The 17745-nt window shown below is 72.7% G+C and carries 18 protein-coding genes; 14 read left to right on the top strand and 4 right to left on the bottom strand.

Features of this window, described 5'->3' with window-relative positions; genetic code table 11:
- Nucleotides 1–139: 139 nt before the first annotated feature.
- From ACZ7G1_RS28595 to ACZ7G1_RS28585, 3 genes are all read right to left on the bottom strand, one after another.
- Complete coding sequence (locus ACZ7G1_RS28595) at nt 140–799, bottom strand: LuxR C-terminal-related transcriptional regulator (protein ID WP_470877096.1); 660 nt, start codon at nt 797–799, stop codon at nt 140–142.
- A 92-nt stretch (nt 800–891) separates the two neighbouring features.
- On the bottom strand, nt 892–2178 hold the full coding sequence (locus ACZ7G1_RS28590) for a sensor histidine kinase (RefSeq protein ID WP_470876946.1): 1287 nt from the start codon (nt 2176–2178) through the stop codon (nt 892–894).
- 157 nt (nt 2179–2335) lie between these two features.
- A complete protein-coding gene (locus tag ACZ7G1_RS28585; RefSeq protein WP_470876947.1) occupies nt 2336–3517 on the bottom strand; it encodes a sensor histidine kinase in 1182 nt (393 codons plus the stop codon).
- Nucleotides 3518–3652: 135 nt separating this feature from the next.
- Between ACZ7G1_RS28585 and ACZ7G1_RS28580 the strand changes: the two genes are divergently transcribed.
- The 14 genes from ACZ7G1_RS28580 to ACZ7G1_RS28515 all read left to right on the top strand — a co-directional run bounded on the left by ACZ7G1_RS28580 (nt 3653) and on the right by ACZ7G1_RS28515 (nt 16531).
- On the top strand, nt 3653–4081 hold the full coding sequence (locus ACZ7G1_RS28580; RefSeq protein ID WP_470876948.1) for an NADH-quinone oxidoreductase subunit A: 429 nt from the start codon (nt 3653–3655) through the stop codon (nt 4079–4081).
- The gene (locus ACZ7G1_RS28575; protein WP_470876949.1) at nt 4072–4638 is read left to right on the top strand and encodes an NADH-quinone oxidoreductase subunit B; all 567 of its coding nucleotides are present in this window, start codon (nt 4072–4074) and stop codon (nt 4636–4638) included. Before ACZ7G1_RS28580 ends, ACZ7G1_RS28575 begins: the two co-directional genes overlap by 10 nt.
- Nucleotides 4635–5987: an NADH-quinone oxidoreductase subunit C gene (locus tag ACZ7G1_RS28570; protein WP_470876950.1), complete on the top strand. Its 1353-nt coding sequence runs from the start codon at nt 4635–4637 to the stop codon at nt 5985–5987. The genes ACZ7G1_RS28575 and ACZ7G1_RS28570 overlap by 4 nt, the downstream gene beginning before the upstream one ends.
- Entirely contained in the window at nt 5984–6952 is a 969-nt protein-coding gene (locus ACZ7G1_RS28565; RefSeq protein ID WP_470876951.1) for a complex I subunit 1/NuoH family protein, read from the top strand. The genes ACZ7G1_RS28570 and ACZ7G1_RS28565 overlap by 4 nt, the downstream gene beginning before the upstream one ends.
- Complete coding sequence (locus ACZ7G1_RS28560) at nt 6952–7509, top strand: NuoI/complex I 23 kDa subunit family protein (RefSeq protein WP_470876952.1); 558 nt, start codon at nt 6952–6954, stop codon at nt 7507–7509. The genes ACZ7G1_RS28565 and ACZ7G1_RS28560 overlap by 1 nt, the downstream gene beginning before the upstream one ends.
- On the top strand, nt 7509–8063 hold the full coding sequence (locus ACZ7G1_RS28555) for an NADH-quinone oxidoreductase subunit J family protein (RefSeq protein WP_470877097.1): 555 nt from the start codon (nt 7509–7511) through the stop codon (nt 8061–8063). The genes ACZ7G1_RS28560 and ACZ7G1_RS28555 overlap by 1 nt, the downstream gene beginning before the upstream one ends.
- On the top strand, nt 8063–8428 hold the full coding sequence (gene nuoK, locus ACZ7G1_RS28550; RefSeq protein ID WP_470876953.1) for an NADH-quinone oxidoreductase subunit NuoK: 366 nt from the start codon (nt 8063–8065) through the stop codon (nt 8426–8428). Before ACZ7G1_RS28555 ends, nuoK begins: the two co-directional genes overlap by 1 nt.
- Nucleotides 8425–10404, top strand: a complete 1980-nt coding sequence (locus tag ACZ7G1_RS28545) for an NADH-quinone oxidoreductase subunit 5 family protein (protein ID WP_470876954.1) — start codon at nt 8425–8427, stop codon at nt 10402–10404. The genes nuoK and ACZ7G1_RS28545 overlap by 4 nt, the downstream gene beginning before the upstream one ends.
- A gap of 27 nt (nt 10405–10431) precedes the next feature.
- Nucleotides 10432–11985: a complex I subunit 4 family protein gene (locus ACZ7G1_RS28540; protein WP_470877098.1), complete on the top strand. Its 1554-nt coding sequence runs from the start codon at nt 10432–10434 to the stop codon at nt 11983–11985.
- Nucleotides 11982–13547, top strand: coding sequence for an NADH-quinone oxidoreductase subunit N (locus ACZ7G1_RS28535; protein WP_470876955.1), 1566 nt, complete (start codon nt 11982–11984; stop codon nt 13545–13547). Before ACZ7G1_RS28540 ends, ACZ7G1_RS28535 begins: the two co-directional genes overlap by 4 nt.
- Before the next feature lie 36 nt (nt 13548–13583).
- Entirely contained in the window at nt 13584–14033 is a 450-nt protein-coding gene (gene mscL, locus ACZ7G1_RS28530; protein ID WP_470876956.1) for a large conductance mechanosensitive channel protein MscL, read from the top strand.
- A 173-nt stretch (nt 14034–14206) separates the two neighbouring features.
- Nucleotides 14207–15070 carry a zinc metalloprotease HtpX gene (gene htpX / locus ACZ7G1_RS28525; protein ID WP_470876957.1) on the top strand — a complete coding sequence of 288 codons (864 nt, stop codon included), beginning with the start codon at nt 14207–14209 and terminating at the stop codon, nt 15068–15070.
- The gene (locus ACZ7G1_RS28520) at nt 15067–15474 is read left to right on the top strand and encodes a YccF domain-containing protein (RefSeq protein ID WP_470876958.1); all 408 of its coding nucleotides are present in this window, start codon (nt 15067–15069) and stop codon (nt 15472–15474) included. The genes htpX and ACZ7G1_RS28520 overlap by 4 nt, the downstream gene beginning before the upstream one ends.
- A gap of 10 nt (nt 15475–15484) precedes the next feature.
- Complete coding sequence (locus ACZ7G1_RS28515) at nt 15485–16531, top strand: barstar family protein (RefSeq protein WP_470876959.1); 1047 nt, start codon at nt 15485–15487, stop codon at nt 16529–16531.
- On the opposite strand, the gene ACZ7G1_RS28510 is transcribed toward ACZ7G1_RS28515, so the two are convergent.
- Nucleotides 16497–17735, bottom strand: coding sequence for an APC family permease (locus ACZ7G1_RS28510; protein ID WP_470876960.1), 1239 nt, complete (start codon nt 17733–17735; stop codon nt 16497–16499). The genes ACZ7G1_RS28515 and ACZ7G1_RS28510 overlap by 35 nt on opposite strands.
- Nucleotides 17736–17745 lie beyond the last annotated feature (10 nt).

Raw genomic sequence — 17745 nt, 5'->3', positions numbered from 1 at the left:
TCATATGACGGACCTCTTTTTGAGACGCCCTCTTGCCCTGAATCGTCACGTTCTGTCGCCACCCGGAGTGTTCTGGAATGTCATATTCCGTCTCATCCCTTGGGTCTAGGACCAGGCTATCTGACAGGGTGTCAGATGATCAGGACTTCAGATACGTCAACACCGCAAGTACCCGGCGATGATCACCGTCACTCGGGGAAAGCCCGAGCTTCAGGAAAATATTGCTGATGTGCTTCTCCACCGCGCCGTCGCTCACCACCAGCGCCTTCGCGATCGCCGAGTTCGTCCGGCCCTCCGCCATCAGACCCAGGACCTCCCGCTCGCGCGGGGTCAGGTTCGCCAGCACGTCCTGCTGACGGCTCCTGCCGAGCAGCTGCTGCACGACCTCCGGGTCGAGCGCCGTACCGCCGCCGGCCACCCGCACCACCGCGTCCACGAACTCCCGGACCTCCGCGACCCGGTCCTTCAGCAGATACCCCACACCCCTACTGGAACCGGCCAGCAGTTCGGTGGCGTACTGCTCCTCCACGTACTGCGACAGCACGAGCACACCCAGTCCCGGATGCTCCTTCCGCAGCCGCACCGCCGCCCGCACCCCCTCGTCCGTGTGCGTCGGCGGCATCCGCACGTCCGCCACCACCACGTCCGGCAGCGCGCCCTGCTCCGCGAGCCCCGCCACGGTCTCCACCAGCGCCTCGCCGTCGCCCACCCCCGCGACGACCTCGTGCCCCAGATCCGTCAGCAGCCGCGTCAGCCCCTCCCGCAGCAGCACCGAATCCTCCGCGATGACCACCCGCACCCGCGCCACGTCTTCCGCACCCACGCCCTGAAGCCCCCACGTCCGATCTTCCAATGAGGCGTTCAGCATGGCACCCGCACCGCACGCCCGGGCTATGCCCTCCAGGGCAGCTCGACGGTGATCGTGGTGGGGCCGCCGGCGGGGGAGTCGACCGCGAGGACGCCGTCGACCGCGTCGATCCGCTCGGAGAGCTTCGCGAGGCCCGCCCCGGGGGTCACGGCCGCGCCGCCGACGCCGTCGTCCCGGACCTGGAGCATGAGCCGGCCGCCCGCCCGCCACACGTCCACCCACGCCCGCCGGGCCCGCGCGTGCCCCGTCACGTTGCGCAGGAGCTCGGACACCGTGAAGTACGCGATGCCCTCGATGGCCGGCACGGGCCGGGCCGGCAGGTCCACGTCCACCGAGACGGGGACGGCGCAGCGGGAGGCGACGGCGGAGAGCGCCGCGTCGAGCCCGCGGTCGGTGAGGACGGCGGGGTGGATGCCCCGGGCGAGGTCCCGCAGCTCCTGCAGGGCGAGCTTCACCTCGCCGTGCGCCTCGTCGACGAGCACGGCCGCAGCCTGGGGGTCCTGGGCGAGCTTCTCCTTCGCGAGGCCGAGGTCCATGGCGAGCGCGGCGAGCCGCGCCTGCGCGCCGTCGTGGAGTTCGCGCTCGATGCGCCGCAGGTCGGCCGCCGCCGTGTCGACGACGACGCCGCGGTCGGACTCCAGCTCCGTGACCCGGGAGGCGAGCCGGCCCGGGCCGAGCAGCCCGGCGACGAGGAACCGGTCGACGGAGACCAGGCCGCGCAGCACCCACGGCCCGAGCAGCACGAAGACGAGGCCGATGAGGCTGGTCAGGGCGATCTCGAAGGGCGCGTCGAGGTAGAAGGAGTGGGTGGCGTCGCCGTACAGCTGGATGCCGTCCTGCCCGACCCAGGTCGGGAAGACCCACTGCCACAGCGGGTACGTGAAGAGGCTCCAGCCCCAGGCCCAGAGGGCCACCACCACGGAGAACGAGAACACCGCCCACGGCATGTGGATCACCGCGTACAGCAGGTGCCGCCACGAAGCGCCGCTCTTCAGCATCGCGCCCATCCACGAGAACGCCCCGCCGGTCCGGCCGCGCACCGGCTCGGGCGCCGCCACGTCCACCCTGAGCAGGCCCCGCGCCCTGGCCCGCTCGACGACGCCGAAGCCCCGGCACATCGCGAGCGCCCCGGCCAGGATCGGTACGCCGAGGAACGTGATCAGCAGCCCCGCCCCGGCCGACACGAGGGCGACGGACAGCGCGAACCAGCAGACGCTCAGCGGCAGCCCGATCAGCACGTATCCGAAGGCGCGCCAGGTGCGGGCCTCGAACGGCGCGCGGATCGCGGCGGGGAGGCGGTGGGAGGCCATCGCGGTGTTCCTTCTCTGCTCGGAGGGTCGGAGGGAGGGGCGGGCGGTACGTGTTCCAGGGTTCCGTCCCACGGCCCGCCGGACCATGAGGCAGGTGGGCGTCCTCGGCCGGGGGTTTTCCCTACCCGTCGGGTACGGGACCCCGGGGGGGTCCGGCTCACGCCCCCGGGCGGGAGCGCCACGGAAGCTCGGCCGTGACGGTCGTCGGGCCGCCCTCGGGGGAGTCGAGGACGAGGAGCCCGTCGACCGCGCCGAGCCGCTCGGCGAGCCCGGCCAGGCCCGTACCGCCGTCGAAGCGGGCACCGCCGGCGCCGTCGTCGTGGACCTGGAGGAGCAGCCGGTCCCCGGCACGCCACACCTCGACCGAGGCGGACTTGGCGCGGGAGTGCTTGGAGACGTTCTGGAGGAGCTCGGAGACGGTGAAGTACGCGATGCCCTCGATGGCCTCGGCCGGACGTTCCGCCAGGTCGACGGAGACCTTCACCGGCACCGTGCAGCGGGCGGAGACCGAGGAGAGCGCGGCGCTGAGCCCGCGGTCCGTGAGGACGGCCGGGTGGATGCCCCGGGCGAGGTCCCGCAGCTCCTGGAGCGCGAGCTTCACCTCGCCGTGCGCCTCGTCGACCATCGCCGCCGCGGCCTCCGGGTCGGCGAGCAGCTTCTCCTTCGCCAGGCCGAGCCCCATGGCGAGGGCCACCAGCCGGGCCTGCGCGCCGTCGTGCAGGTCGCGCTCGATGCGCCGCAGGTCGGCCGCGGCGGTGTCGACGACGACGCCCCGGTCGGACTCCAGCTCGGCGATCCGCCGCTCCAGCTCGTCGGAGGGGGAGAGCAGCCCCCGCACCATGCCCCGGTCGGCGTTGGACAGGCCGCGGGAGAGGAACGGCAGCACCGGCCACAGGACGAACAGCGAGACCAGCGCGATCGTGAACGTCACGATCCCCCAGGGCAGCCGGATCAGCCCGTACAGCTGGGTCCGCCAGGCCACCGGGTCCTTCAGCGAGGTCCACAGCCAGGCGAAGAAGCCGCCGCGGCGGGGCAGCGGGGACGGCTCGGTCACCCGGACGCCGAGCAGGGCGCGGGCCCGCGCCCGCTCCGAGCGGCCGATCAGACGCGCGCCGCCGAGCCCGAGGGCCAGCAGCGGAAGCCCGATGACGGTGACCGAGAGGCCCACCCCGAGCAGGACGCTCACGACCGCGTACACGAATCCGGCCAGCGCCGTGAAGAGGTTGGAGAGGAGGAAGGCGACCTCCTTCCAGGTCTCCTTCCCGTAGGCGAACCGGAGCGGCGGACGGGGGGCGGCGGAGGAGTCGGTGGACTCGACGGGATCAAGATCGGCGCTCATGGACCCCAGAGTGCCGGTCGGGGGCGGCGGGATGCCATGGGGGAGGTGGGTGAGGAAGAGGGGGGATAACCCCACCCGCGACTGCTTACCGTCCCTTTAGCAGGGCCTACACTCGCGTCCGTAAAGAAGTGACTCATGAGACAACGAGACCGAGGGGCGGACGTGCGGGAACCGACCGTTGTCGCGGCCGACGCGGCGGACTACTTCCAGACGTACTCCGTCGTCGGCCTGCTCGCCGTCGTCGGCGTGCTCTTCGTCGCCGTGGCGTTCAGTGCCAACCGGCTGCTCAGGCCGGTCGTGCCGACGCCCGAGAAACTCCTCACCTACGAGTGCGGTGTCGACCCCGTCGGGGAGGGCTGGGCCCACACCCAGGTCCGCTACTACGTGTACGCCTTCCTGTACGTGATCTTCGCCGTCGACTCGATCTTCCTCTTCCCCTGGGCGACGGTCTTCGCGGCGCCCGGCTACGGCGCCACCACCCTGGTCGAGATGTTCGTCTTCCTCGGCTTCCTGGCCGTGGGGCTGCTCTACGCGTACAAGAAGGGCGTCCTGGCATGGACGTAACACCGCTGCCCGCACCCAAGCTGGGGCCGCTCGCCCGCCTCGCGCCCGAGCCGATGAAGGTGGTCCTGAACTGGGGCCGCCGCTACAGCCTGTGGGTCTTCAACTTCGGCCTCGCCTGCTGCGCGATCGAGTTCATCGCCGCGTCCATGGCCCGGCACGACTTCATCCGCCTCGGCGTGATCCCCTTCGCGCCCGGCCCCCGCCAGGCCGACCTGATGATCGTCTCCGGCACGGTGACGGACAAGATGGCCCCGGCCGTCAAGCGTCTCTACGAGCAGATGCCCGAGCCCAAGTACGTCATCTCCTTCGGCGCCTGCTCCAACTGCGGCGGCCCCTACTGGGACTCGTACTCCGTCACCAAGGGCGTCGACCAGATCATCCCCGTCGACGTGTACGTCCCGGGCTGCCCGCCCCGCCCCGAAGCGCTCCTCCAGGGCATCCTCAAGCTCCAGGAGAAGATCGCCCGCGAGAACCTCGCCGAGCGGTACGCCTCCGCCCCGTCCGTGGCCCAGCTGACCAGCCCGCTCGTGGCGCCCCCCACGGGAGGCACGGCATGACCGCCGCGTTCGACTCCCTCCCCGACTCCGTCACCGAGCTCTTCGGCGAGGACGCGACGGCGGAACAGGCCTACGACCTCCTGACCGTCGACGTCCCCCCGGCCTCCTGGATCGCCGCCCTCACCACCGCACGCGACACCCTCGGCTGCACCTACTTCGACTGGCTCAGCGCCGTCGACGAACCGGGCACGGGCTTCCGCGTCTGCGCACACGTGGTGTCCCTGGGCGCCGCCGAGGCCGCTGCCGGCGGCTCCGGTGGCGGCTCCGGTAGCGGCACCGGTGGTGGCTCCCGCCCCCGCCGTCTCCTCCTCCGTACGACGGTCCCGCACTCCGCCCCCGCCCTCCCGACGGCCATCGACGTCTACGCGGGCGCCGGCTGGCACGAGCGCGAGACCCACGAGATGTTCGGCGTCGCCTTCACCGGCCACCCCCACCTCGTCCCCCTCCTCCTCCCCGAGAACTTCGAGGGCCACCCCCTCCGCAAGGACTTCGTCCTCGCCGCCCGCGTCGCCAAGCCCTGGCCCGGCGCCAAGGAACCGGGCGAGTCCCACGACGGCGGCCCCAAGCGCCGCCAGATGCTTCCCCCCGGCGTCCCCGACCCCAACGACTGGGGCCCCCTCAAGGGCCAGCTCCCCCCGGCCCCGGCCCGCCCCACCCGCGCGGCCCCCGGCGACCGCCCCGCCCGCGCTGCCACCGGCGACCGCCCGGTCCGCCGCGCCCGCTCGGTCACCGAGGGCTCCGCGAGCCAGGCCCCGGCGCCGGACTCGGCGCCCCCGGAAGCCCCTGGGACCCCCGGGACTCCGGACGCTCCCGAGACCCCGGTGGCCCGTCCGCCCCGCCGTACCCGCTCGGTGGCCGACGGCTCGGCGAGCCAGGCGCCCGCACCGGAGCCGGCGACCCCGGAAGCCCCCGAAGCCGCCGGGGCCCCGGTGGCCCGTCCGCCGCGCCGTACCCGCTCGGCGGCCGACGGCTCGGCGAGCCAGGCGGCGCCCCGGGCGGAGGGGGCCGGCCCGGCCACCCCGCGTACCCGCAGCTCGGACGCCCCGTGGCACCACGCCCGCCCGGCGTTCGAGGAGGAGCGGCCCACGGGTGAGGACAAGCCCGGCGCCGAACCCGCGACCGAGCCCGCAGCCGAACCCCCGGCCGAGCCCGCAGCCCAACCCCCGGCCGAACCCGCGACCGAGCCCGCAGCCGAACCCCCGGCCGAGCCCGCAGCCCAACCCCCGGCCGAACCCCCGGCCGAGCCCGCAGCCCAACCCTCGACCGAACCTCCGGCCGAGCCCGCAGCCCACCCCCCGACCGAACCCCCAGCCGAACCCACCGACCCCGCCGGAGGCGATCCCGCGTGAACGACGCACTCGACGTCGCCCTCCGGCTGCTGATCGTGTTCGCGGTGTTCCTGGTGCTGCCGCTGGTCGTGGGGCAGACGGAGCACAAGGTGATGGCGCACATGCAGGGCCGGCTCGGTCCGATGTACGCCGGTGGGTTCCACGGCTGGGCGCAGCTCGTCGCCGACGGCGTGAAGTTCGCGCAGAAGGAGGACGTGGTTCCGAAGGACGCGGACCGGCGGGTGTTCCAGCTGGCGCCGGCCGTCGCCCTCCTCCCGTACCTGCTCGTGCTCGTCGCGATCCCGATCGGGCCGAGCGAGGGGGCCGTCGGCCAGGTGGTCGACGCGGGGATCTTCTTCGTGCTGGCCGTGATGGGCGTCGGGGTGCTCGGCAGCCTGATGGCCGGCTGGGCGTCGGCCAACAAGTTCTCGCTGCTCGGCGGTCTGCGGACGGCGGCGCAGCTGCTCGCGTACGAGCTGCCGATGCTGCTCGCCGCCGCCTCGGTCGCGATGGCCGCCGGCACCGTCTCGCTCCCGGGCATCCTGAACGCCTTCGAGTGGTGGTGGCTGCCGTGGCAGATCATCGGCGCGATCGTCTTCTTCGTGGCGGGCCTCGCGGAGCTCCAGCGTCCGCCGTTCGACATGCCGGTGGCCGACTCGGAGATCATCTTCGGCGCGTACACGGAGTACACGGGGCTGCGGTTCGCGCTGTTCCTGCTGGCGGAGTACGCGGGCATCGTCGTGCTCTGCGGTCTCACCACCGTCCTCTTCCTCGGCGGCTGGCACGGCCCGTTCGGGGCGGACGGCCTCGGCTGGGTGTGGACGCTGCTGAAGACGGCGGTGCTCGCGTTCGTCGTGATCTGGCTGCGGGTGACGTACCCGCGCCTGCGCGAGGACCAGCTCCAGAAGCTCGCGTGGACGACGCTCGTCCCGCTCGCGCTCGCGCAGATCGCGCTGACCGGCATCGTGAAGGTGGCGATCCAGTAATGGGCATTCCCGGTTCCGGCCTCGCCAAGGGCCTCGCCGTCACGCTCCGCACGATGACGCGGAAGACGGTCACCGCGCAGTACCCGGAGGTGCAGCCCGAGCTGCCGCCGCGTACGCGCGGGGTGATCGGTCTGTTCGAGGAGAACTGCACGGTGTGCATGCTGTGCGCCCGTGAGTGCCCCGACTGGTGCATCTACATCGACTCCCACAAGGAGACGGTGCCGCCCGCCGCCCCCGGCGGCCGCGAGCGCAGCCGGAACGTCCTCGACCGGTTCGCCATCGACTTCTCGCTCTGCATGTACTGCGGCATCTGCATCGAGGTGTGCCCCTTCGACGCGCTGTTCTGGTCGCCGGAGTTCGAGTACGCGGAGACCGACATCCACGAGCTGACCCACGAGCGGGACAAGCTCCGCGAGTGGATGTGGACCGTGCCGGAGCCGCCGGCGCTCGACCCGAAGGCGGAGGAGCCGAAGGAGATCGCCGCGGCCCGCAAGGCGGCGGAGAAGGCCGCGGCAGCGGCGGCGGCCGCCGCCGAGGCGGGGGAGGAACAGCAGTGATCCTGGCAGCACAAGCGGGGGCGCAGGCCCCCGGCTTCCTCTCGCCCTCCGGCGTCGAGATCGCCTTCGTCCTGGTCGGCCTGGTGACCCTCGGCGCGGCCCTGGTCACGGTCACCACCCGGCAGCTCGTGCACGCCGCGCTGTGGCTGGTCGTGGCGCTGGGCGGCCTCGCCGTCGAGTACCTGCTGCTGACCGCCGAGTTCATCGCCTGGGTGCAGGTGCTGATCTACGTGGGTTCCGTGGTCGTCCTCCTCCTGTTCGGGCTGATGCTCACCAAGGCGCCGATCGGCCGCTCCCCGGACGCCGACTCCGGCAACCGGCCGGTGGCCCTCGCCGTGGCGCTGGCCGCGGCGGCCGCCCTGGTCTGGGTGGTCGTGGACGCGTTCCGTACGACGTGGATCGACCTCGACGGGGCCGTGCAGGGCTCGACCGAGGTGACCGGCGCCGTCCTGTTCCGGCACTGGGTGCTGCCCTTCGAGGCGCTCTCGGTGCTCCTCCTCGCGGCGCTGGTCGGCGCGATCGTCCTCTCCCGCAAGAAGGAGCAGGAGCGCTGATGCACCTCGCCTATCCGGCCGTCCTGGCCGCCCTGCTGTTCTGCGTCGGCCTGTACGGCGTCCTCGCCCGCCGCAACGCGATCCTGGTCCTGATGTCCGTCGAGCTGATGCTCAACGCGGTCAACCTCAACCTGGTCGCGTTCGACGTCTGGCTCCGCGACACCCTGCACGCGGGCCAGGCCCTCACGCTCTTCACCATCGCCGTCGCCGCCGCCGAGATCGGCATCGGTCTCGCGATCATCCTGATGGTCCACCGCAACAAGGGGACGTCGGACATCGACCGGCTCCGCGACACGGCCGAGCGGCCGGACGGCGCCGACGGGGAGCGGGAACCCACCGACGAGAAGACCGAGGCAGCCGCGTGACCACGACCACCCTCGCCGTCCTTGTCCCCCTGCTGCCCTTCGCCGGCTCGGCCGCCGGACTCCTCCTGGGCCGTACCGCGCCCGGCTTCGTCCGCCCGCTCGCCGTCCTCCCGACGCTGGCCGCCGCCGTCCTCGCCGTCCTGGTGGCCTTCAAGCAGGGCGGGGACGAAGTGATCAGCGGAGCCACTCAGCTCACGCCGACAGGCTCCGTCCCTATCTATCTGAGCTTGCACATCGACGGCTTCGCGGCCCTGGTCGCGGTGCTCGTCGGGGTCGTCGCGACCTGTGTGCAGATCTACTCGACCGGCTACCTCCGCGAGGACCCGCGCTACCCCTCGTACGCGGCGCTCGTCTCCCTCTTCACCTCCGCGATGCTGCTCGTCGTCTACTCCGGCGACCTGATGGTGCTCCTGGTCGGCTGGGAGATCATGGGCATCTGCTCGTACTTCCTCGTCGGCCACTACTGGGAGACCCCCGAGGCGCGCTCCGCGTCCCTGAAGGCCTTCCTGGTCACCAAGCTCGGCGACGTCCCCTTCCTCATCGGTCTGTTCGCGCTCGCCGCCGACGCCGGCACCTTCCGGATCACGGGAGTGCTCGGCGCGGTCGCGAGCGGCGGCCTCGACCACCCCACGCTGATCGCGCTGCTGCTGCTCGCGGGCGTGGCGGGCAAGTCCGCGCAGTTCCCGCTGCACACCTGGCTCCCGGACGCGATGGCCGGCCCCACCCCCGTCTCCGCGCTCATCCACGCGGCGACGATGGTCGCCGCCGGCATCTACTTCACGGCCCGGCTGCTGCCCGTCTTCGCCGCCTCGGCCGCCGCCATGACCGTGCTCGCCGTGATGGCGGCGGTCACGATGGTCGGCTCGGCGCTGGCCGCGCTCGCGCAGGACGACATCAAGCGGGTCCTCGCCTACTCGACGATCGGCCAGCTCGGCTACATGGCCGGCGCCCTGGCCGTCGGCGACCGCGGGGCCGCCGTCTTCCACCTGCTCTCGCACGCCGCCTTCAAGGCGCTGCTGTTCCTCGCGGCCGGCGCGGTCATCCACGCCGCCGGGACGAACTCGCTCACCGCCATGTCCCGGATGAGCGGCCTCGCGAAGCGCATCCCGGACGCGTACTGGACGATGACCGTCGCCCTCCTGGCGCTCGCCGCGATCCCGCCCTTCGCCGGCTTCTTCTCCAAGGAAGCCGTCCTCGTGGCCGCCGAGCACACCGCGCTCGGCGACCGGGACGTCGCCCCCGCGGGGGCGGGCTGGATCGTGCTCGTCGCGGGCCTGCTCACGGCCCTGCTGACCGCCGCGTACGCGCTCCGGCTCTGGCTGCGGACCTTCCGCGGCCGGGGTGCCGAAGCCCCGGATCACGGTCGTCAGCCGATCGCGATGACGGCCGTCCTGTGGGCGCTGGCGATCCCCTCGCTGGGCTTCGGCCTGACCGTCACCTACCTCGACGACTGGTTCGACGGCCACGCCCTCACCCCGACGCTCACCACGGCGGTCCTCGGCACGGGCCTGGCCGCCGCCGGCGCGATGATCACGTACGCGGTCTGGCGCACCCTCGCCGCGAGGACGCCGGCCGGGGCCCCCGTACCGCATGTGGCCCACCCGGACGCGGACGCCGGTCTCGTCGAGGCGGAGGCGCTGCACCTGCCGCACCCGGCCGAGGATCCGGCCGACCCCGGCCGGGCGCTGCTCGGGCCGCTGCACGGACCGGCCGCCGACGGTTTCCATCTGGACGCCGTCTACCGGACCGTCTTCGTCCGCCCGGTCCTCGCCGCCGCCTCCCTGGTCCGCTTCCTGGACCGCGAGGTCGTCGACACCTACGTACGCGCCGCGGGCGACTCCGCCAAGGGCCTGGGCTGGCTCGTCCGCCGCGCCCAGACCGGCAACGTGCAGACCTATCTGAGCGCCCTGCTCGCCGGCTCCGTCGTCCTGGTGATCGCCGCAGTCGCCCTCGCCAACGCCGTCGCCGGAGCGTGAGCCGTGATCGATATCAGCGAATCCGTGATGCAGTTCCTTCTTGCGTTGATCGTCGCCGGCCCGCTCATCGGCGCGGCCGCCGCCCTTCTCCCCGCCCCGCCGGGGCTGAAGGGGAAGTCACCGGACCAGGCCGTGCTCCGCCACGGCGTCACCGTCACCGCCGTGATCCTGCTGGCCGCGATCGTCCTCGCGCTCGGCTTCGACCACGACCACCCGTCGAGGATGCAGGCCACGACGGACATCACGTGGATCAAGGCACTCGACGTGCGGATCCACCTCGGTGTCGACGGCATTTCCCTCCCCCTCCTGGTCCTGACCGCGCTGCTGACCTTCCTCTGCGCGCTGTACAGCTACTTCAAGATGCCGAAGGGGCCTTCCCCCAAGGCGTTCGTCGCACTTCTCCTCGTCCTGGAGTCCGGCACCCTCGCCACCTTCGCCGTCCTCGACCTGGTCCTGTTCTTCCTGGCCTTCGAGATGGTCCTCATCCCGATGTACTTCCTCATCGCCCGCTGGGGCGGCGAGGGCAGGCAGGCCGCCGCCTGGAAGTTCATCCTCTACACGCTGCTCGGCTCCGTCGTCATGCTGCTCGGCCTGCTCCTCATCGGAGTGAAGGCCGGCACCTTCGACATGCTGGCACTCGCCACTGACAACGGCCGTGGGCTCACCACATCGGTGCAGGTCATCGCCGTTCTGGCGATCGGCGTCGGGCTCGCGGTGAAGACCCCGATGTGGCCGCTGCACAGCTGGCTCCCGGACGCCCACACCGCCGCCCCGACGGTCGGCTCGGTGCTCCTCGCCGGCGTGCTCCTGAAGATGGGCACGTACGGCTTCGTCCGGATCGTGCTGCCGATCGCCCCCGACGGCATGCGGACCTTCGCGCCCTACCTCGCCGCCTTCGCGGTCGCCGGGATCATCTACGGATCGCTCGCCTGCCTCGCACTGGCGCGGCCCGGCAACAAGGGCGACCTCAAGCGCCTGATCGCGTACTCCTCCGTCGGCCACATGGGCTTCGTCCTGCTCGGCATCGCGACCATGACCCCCACCGGCGTCAACGGCGCGCTCTTCGCCAACATCGCCCACGGACTCGTCACCGGCCTGCTGTTCTTCCTGGTCGGCGCGGTGAAGGACCGGTACGGCACGGCCGACCTCGACACCCTCGCCGGCGCCACCGGAGCCGCCCTCTACGGCCGCGCCCCGCGCCTCGGCGCGCTCCTCGCGTTCGCCGCGGTCGCCTCGCTCGGCCTGCCGGGCCTGGCCGGGTTCTGGGGCGAGATGCTCGCCCTGTTCGGCGCCTTCGAGCCCGCCGAGGGCCTCAGCCGGCCCGCGTTCCTCACCTTCATGGCGATCGGCGCGTTCGGCACCCTGCTCACCGCCGCGTACCTCCTCCTCGTGGTGCGCCGGGTCTGCATGGGCGGCCCGCGGCCCGCGGGCGAGCCGGCCATCGCCGACGTCCAGGGGTACGAGTTCGCCGCCTGGACCCCGCTCGTCGCCCTCACCGTCCTCGCCGGACTCTGGCCCGCCGTCCTCCTCGGCCTCACCGACCCGGCCGTCCAGCAGCTCCTCGCCGGAGGCACCCAGTGACCGCAGCGATCGCCCTGACCGCCGTGCCGGCGGGGCAGCCCGTGACCCCCGGGACGACGCTCGCCGAAGCCTCGCTCGTCCAGTCCGTCGACTGGCTGACGATCGCGCCCCCGACCCTGACGGCCGTGGTCGCCCTCGTCGTCCTCGTCGCCGACCTCTTCGTCCCTGCGGAGCGCAAGCAGCTCCTCGGCTGGACCGCGGTCGGCGGCCTCACGGCGGCGCTCGCCCTCCTCGTGCCGCTGCGGGCCGGCGACCGCGAGACCTTCTGCCTCACCGCCGACACCCGGATCGGCGCGTGCAGCTACACCGCCGACCACTTCACCCTCGTCATCCAGCTGCTCGTCCTCGCGGGCGCGCTCCTGACGGCGCTGCTGTCGCTGTCGGAGACCCGCGAGAAGCTCCCGGCCGGCGAGTTCTGGTTCCTGCTGCTCTCCTCGGCCGCCGGCGCGGCCCTGCTGCCGGCCTCCCGCGACCTGGCGACCCTGGTGATCGCCCTTGAGGTGGCCTCGCTGCCCGCGTTCGCGCTGGTCGGCCTGAAGCGCGGGGACCGCATGTCGGGCGAGGCGGCGCTCAAGTTCTTCCTGTCCTCGGTCACCGCGACCGCCGTGACCCTGCTCGGCGTCAGCTTCGTGTACGCGGCGACCGGCACCCTGCACCTCACGGAGCTCGCCCAGCGCCTCGACGACGTCCCCGGGCAGCTCCAGACGCTCGCCGAGGCCGGTGTCGCGCTCACCCTGGTCGGCTTCGCGTTCAAGACGGCCGCCGTCCCGTTCCACTTCTGGGTCCCCGACACCTATGTGGGCGCCCCGCTGCCCGTCGCGGCCTACCTCTCGGTGGTCGGCAAGGCCGTCGGCTTCACCGGGCTGATCCTGGTGACGGTCGTCGCCTTCCCGTCGTACGCGGACGTGTGGGGCCCGGCGCTCGCCGTCCTCGCCGCGCTCACCATGACCGTCGGCAACGTCGCCGCGCTGCGGCAGGTCTCCACGCGCGCGTGGAGCGCGGTCCGGCTGCTCGCCTGGTCCTCGGTCGCCCAGGCCGGCTACCTCCTGGTGCCGATCGCCGCCGCCGCGTACTCCAGTGACGACCAGATCGGCGCCACCGTCGCGTACGCCCTGATGTACGCCGTCGTGAACCTCGGTGCCTTCGCGGTCGTCGCGCTCGTCGCCCGTACGCACCCGGGCAACCGGCTCGCGGACTACCGGGGCCTGTACGCGGCCAGCCCCGCCGCGGCCCTCGCGCTCGGGTTCTTCCTCCTGAATCTGGCCGGTTTGCCCCCGGGTATCATCGGCCTCTTCGCCAAGGTGACCGTCTTCTCGGCGGCCGTCGACGCGGGCCTGGGGTGGCTGGCCGTGATCATGGGCCTCAACGTCGTGATCGCGCTGTACTACTACCTGCGCTGGACCGCCCTGCTCTTCCGGGCGCCGGAAGGCGCCGCGGAGAAGGCCCCCCACAAGGCCCCCGTGCCGGTCACCCTGGCGATCGTGCTGACCGCCGCCGCCGGAGTCGTACTGTCGGGCTACCCGCAGTTCGCCCTCCGCTTCGCGGCGACCGCCCTGTTCTGACCCCCCCCACAGAGAAAAACCGAGGAGCAACACCCCGTGCTGAACGGATTCAAAGACTTCATACTTCGCGGGAACGTCGTCTCGATGGCCATCGGTCTGGCCGTCGGATCGGCGTTCACGGCCGTCGTCACCGGCTTCAGCAAGGCCTTCATCACCCCGCTCATCGGCCTGGCCACCGGCTCGGTCGGCGACTTCAGCGAGGCGAAGTTCACCCTCGGCAAGACCGTCTTCCCCTACGGCCTGGCGATCTCCGCCACCATCGCCTTCCTCATCACGGCCCTCGTCCTCTACTTCCTCATCGTCGTCCCGATGGGCAAGATCCAGGACCGGTTCGCCAAGGAGGAGGCCGCCGACCCCAAGTCGGAGAAGCGCGACTGCCCCCGCTGCTTCACCGAGATCCCGGCCATCGCCAGCCGCTGCGCCCACTGCACCAGCGAGGTCGAGCCCACCGCCTTCGGCCTGGACAAGATCCCCGCCGCCCGCTGATCACCCGTACGGCCCACACGGCGGCCCCCGCGAGCCGGGGAACCCGGGCCTCCCGCCTGGCGTTGACCAGTACGGGAGGTTCCACTGGACAGGGAGCCCCTCCGGACCGAGTCCGGGGGGAGCACCACCACGAAGCAAAGGGTTCCCCTGCCGCACCACTTGGAGGGCGTACCGTGCACCGCCGGCACAACGGGCTGAGGACCGCCGTACTCCTCGGAGGGCTCTCGGCCCTCATCATCGTCATCGGCAGCTTCTTCGGACGTACGGGGCTGATCGTCGCGCTCGTCGTGGCGCTCGGCACCAACGCGTACGCGTACTGGAACAGCGACAAGCTGGCGCTCCGGGCCATGCGCGCCCGCCCGGTCAGCGAATTCGAGGCGCCCGCGCTCTACCGGATGGTGCGCGAGCTCTCCACGCAGGCCCGCCAGCCCATGCCCCGGCTCTACATCTCGCCGACCCAGGCGCCGAACGCCTTCGCCACCGGCCGCAACCCGCGCAACGCCGCCGTCTGCTGCACCGAGGGCATCCTCGCGATCCTCGACGAGCGCGAGCTGCGCGGGGTCATCGGCCACGAACTGAGCCACGTCTACAACCGGGACATCCTGATCTCCTCGGTCGCCGGAGCACTCGCCTCCGTGATCATGTTCCTGGTCAACTTCGCCTGGCTGATCCCGGTCGGCCGCTCCAACGACGACGACGGCCCGGGCCTCCTCGGCTATCTGCTGATCCTCATCCTCGGCCCGATCGCCGCCTCGGTCATCCAGCTCGCCATCTCCCGCTCCCGGGAGTACGAGGCCGACGCCTCCGGTGCCCAGCTCACCGGCGACCCGCTCGCCCTGGCCAGCGCCCTCCGGAAGCTCGACGCGGGCACCAAGCAGCTGCCGCTGCCCCCCGAGCCGCGGATCGAGACCGCGAGCCACATGATGATCGCGAACCCTTTCCGTCCCGGGAAGGGCTTGTCCAAGATGTTCTCCACCCATCCGCCGATGGCCGAGCGCATCGCCCGGCTCGAACAGATGGCAGGTCGCCGCCCGTGAAGACAATCCTCAACGTCATATGGCTGATCCTGTGCGGATTCTGGATGTTCCTCGGCTACATGCTCGCGGGCGTCCTGCTCTGCATCACGATCATCGGCATCCCCTTCGGACTCGCCGCCTTCCGCATCGGCATCTACGCCCTCTGGCCGTTCGGGCACACCGTCGTCGACCGCCGTGACGCCGGCGCCCCCTCCTGCGTCGGCAACGTCCTCTGGCTGATCCTGGCCGGCTGGTGGCTCGCCCTCGGCCACATCACCACCGGCATCGCCCTCTGCATCACGATCATCGGCATCCCGCTCGGCATCGCCAACTTCAAGATGATCCCCGTCTCCCTGCTGCCGCTCGGCAAGGAGATCGTCCCCACGGACCAGGCCCGCGGGGCGTACGGCTACCAGGCCCACTGAGGGCCCCGGCGTGCGGAACCCGCGGTACGCCCTGGTCTCCGGCGCGTACGCCGTCGCCCTCTGCAAGGACGTCGACGGCCTCTACGGCGAACCCGTACCGCCGCCCCGCGTCGTCCACGAACTGCGCGGCTGCGAACCTCGCGGCGCACTGGCCAGGGCCGTCACCCAGGCCGTCGTGGAGGGCGCGGCCCCGCTCGGCCCGCTCGTGGTCGGCGCGTCCGACGGCGACCGGTGGCGCTTCGACGGCGTCCGCGTCCTGGGCGTCCGCGGCGACGTCGTCACCGTCGAGTCCACGGCCGGCCCCCGCCGCGCCCCCGGTGGGCGGGGCACCGTCGTCCCCTGCGGCAACCTGGTCCGCGTCTCCCGCCCGGAGCCGCCGGCGGTGACGCACACCCGCGTCACCTTCCTCGGCTGCTCCCCGCGCGGCGCGCTCCGGGACGCCCTCGCGGCCGGAGCGGAGGACTTCGAGGCCGTCCGCTACCAGGTCCTCACCTGGGTGGGCGGCGCGCACCACGAGGCCGAGGCGGGCCGCGTCACCGACTGGGACACCTCCGCCGAGCACCGCGGCCTGGTCGACCTGACCGTCTCCTTCCCGCGCGCGGGCCTGGTGCCGCCCGCGACCAGGGACGTCTGGGAGCTGTGGCACGGCGCCCGGCCCGCCGACGCCGGCACCTGGCGGCGGTTCACCGGCGCGGCCCGCCGCGAGTGGCTGAACCAGGCCACCCGCAGGGCGTCCGGCCTCCCGAGGATCACCCCCGGCGCCGACTACCACCTCGACGGCGCCGGCGTCGTCGACGAGGTCTCGTTCCACTGCGCCCTGGGCGAGGCCGTCCAAGGCCCCGGCCACGGCCTCGGCGGCGTCATCGGCCCCGGCCACGGGGCCGGCGCGCCCCGGGCGCTCGGCGAGCTCCTCGCGGGCACCACGCTCGTCTGGCACGACGCCGACGTGGCCCGCGCCTGCCTCGGCGTGCTGCCCTACGCCGAGGACCGGCCGCCCACCTTCCAGGAGCTCACCGACGGCCTCAGGGCCGCGGGGGTACGGCTCGTCCTCGACTGACCGCCCAGGCCACCACGCCCGCCGCGACCACCCCGGACCCGGCGAGCACGGACCCGAGCGGCAGGGCGAAGGCGAGCGCCCCGCACCCGGCGAGCCCGAGCGCGGCGAGCGCCCGGTTCCGGCCGCCCAGGGTCCAGGCGGAGGCGTTCGCGATCCCGTAGTAGACCAGCACCCCGAAGGAAGAGAAGCCGATCGCGCCCCGCACGTCCGCCGTCGCGGCCACCACGGCCACCACCGCGCCCACCGCGACCTCCGCCCGGTGCGGCACCCGGAAGCGGGGGTGCACGGCGGTGAGCGCGGCCGGCAGGTAGCCGTCCCTCGCCATCGCCAGGGTCGTACGGGACACCCCGAGGATCAGCGAGAGCAGCGAGCCCAGCGCGGCGACCGCCGCGCCCACGGTGACGGCCGGTACCAGCCATCCGGCGTCCGCCGCCCGGGCCGCGTCGGCCAGCGGCGCGGGGGAGCCGGCGAGCGCGTCCGGGCCGAGCACGGTCAGCACGGCGACCGCGACCAGCCCGTAGACCGCGAGCGTGATCCCGAGCGCCACCGGCACAGCGCGGGGGATCGTACGGGCCGGGTCGCGGACCTCCTCGCCGAGCGTGGCGATCCGCGCGTACCCCGCGAAAGCGAAGAAGAGCAAACCGGCGGCCTGCAGCACCCCGCCCGCCGTGAGCTCGCCGCCGGGGGAGACGCGCGCGGCCTCACCGGCTCCCAGGGACACCACGGCCACGGCCGCGAGCACCGCGAGGACCACCGCCACGGCGACCCGCGTGAAGAGCGCCGACTTCTGAACTCCGCCGTAGTTGACGGCCGTCAGGGCCACCACGGCGGCCACCGCCACCGCGTGCGCCTGCCCCGGCCACACATAGGCGCCGACGGTCAGCGCCATCGCCGCGCAGGAGGCCGTCTTGCCGACCACGAACGCCCAGCCGGCCAGATATCCCCAGAACGACCCAAGGCGTTCGCGACCGTAAACGTATGTGCCGCCGGAAGCTGGATAGCGGGCGGCCAGCCGCGCCGACGCCATCGCGTTGGCGTACGCGACCACGGCCGCGAGCCCCAGCGCGCACAGCAGCCCGGCCCCCGACCCGGCGGCACCCGCCGCGGGCCCGAGGGCCACGAAGATCCCGGCCCCGATCATCGAACCGAGCCCGATCACGACCGCGTCGAAGACGCCGAGCGACCGGCGCAACTCCTCTGTCATGCCCCGCACA

The sequence above is a fragment of the Streptomyces sp. NPDC037273 genome, from assembly GCF_055603625.1.
Note: the sequence above shows the minus strand (reverse complement) of the source record. Positions and strands in the feature narration are given on the sequence as shown.

What these genes read in the sequence shown, in the direction of transcription:
- nuoK (WP_470876953.1), top strand. Translation starts at nt 8,063, where the DNA reads ATGCACCTCGCCTATCCGGCCGTCCTGGCCGCCCTGCTGTTCTGCGTC.
- ACZ7G1_RS28580 (WP_470876948.1), top strand. Translation starts at nt 3,653, where the DNA reads ATGAGACAACGAGACCGAGGGGCGGACGTGCGGGAACCGACCGTTGTC.
- ACZ7G1_RS28540 (WP_470877098.1), top strand. Translation starts at nt 10,432, where the DNA reads ATGCAGTTCCTTCTTGCGTTGATCGTCGCCGGCCCGCTCATCGGCGCG.
- ACZ7G1_RS28590 (WP_470876946.1), bottom strand. Translation starts at nt 2,178, where the DNA reads ATGGCCTCCCACCGCCTCCCCGCCGCGATCCGCGCGCCGTTCGAGGCC.
- ACZ7G1_RS28510 (WP_470876960.1), bottom strand. Translation starts at nt 17,735, where the DNA reads ATGACAGAGGAGTTGCGCCGGTCGCTCGGCGTCTTCGACGCGGTCGTG.
- ACZ7G1_RS28570 (WP_470876950.1), top strand. Translation starts at nt 4,635, where the DNA reads ATGACCGCCGCGTTCGACTCCCTCCCCGACTCCGTCACCGAGCTCTTC.
- ACZ7G1_RS28585 (WP_470876947.1), bottom strand. Translation starts at nt 3,517, where the DNA reads ATGAGCGCCGATCTTGATCCCGTCGAGTCCACCGACTCCTCCGCCGCC.
- ACZ7G1_RS28575 (WP_470876949.1), top strand. Translation starts at nt 4,072, where the DNA reads ATGGACGTAACACCGCTGCCCGCACCCAAGCTGGGGCCGCTCGCCCGC.
- ACZ7G1_RS28560 (WP_470876952.1), top strand. Translation starts at nt 6,952, where the DNA reads ATGGGCATTCCCGGTTCCGGCCTCGCCAAGGGCCTCGCCGTCACGCTC.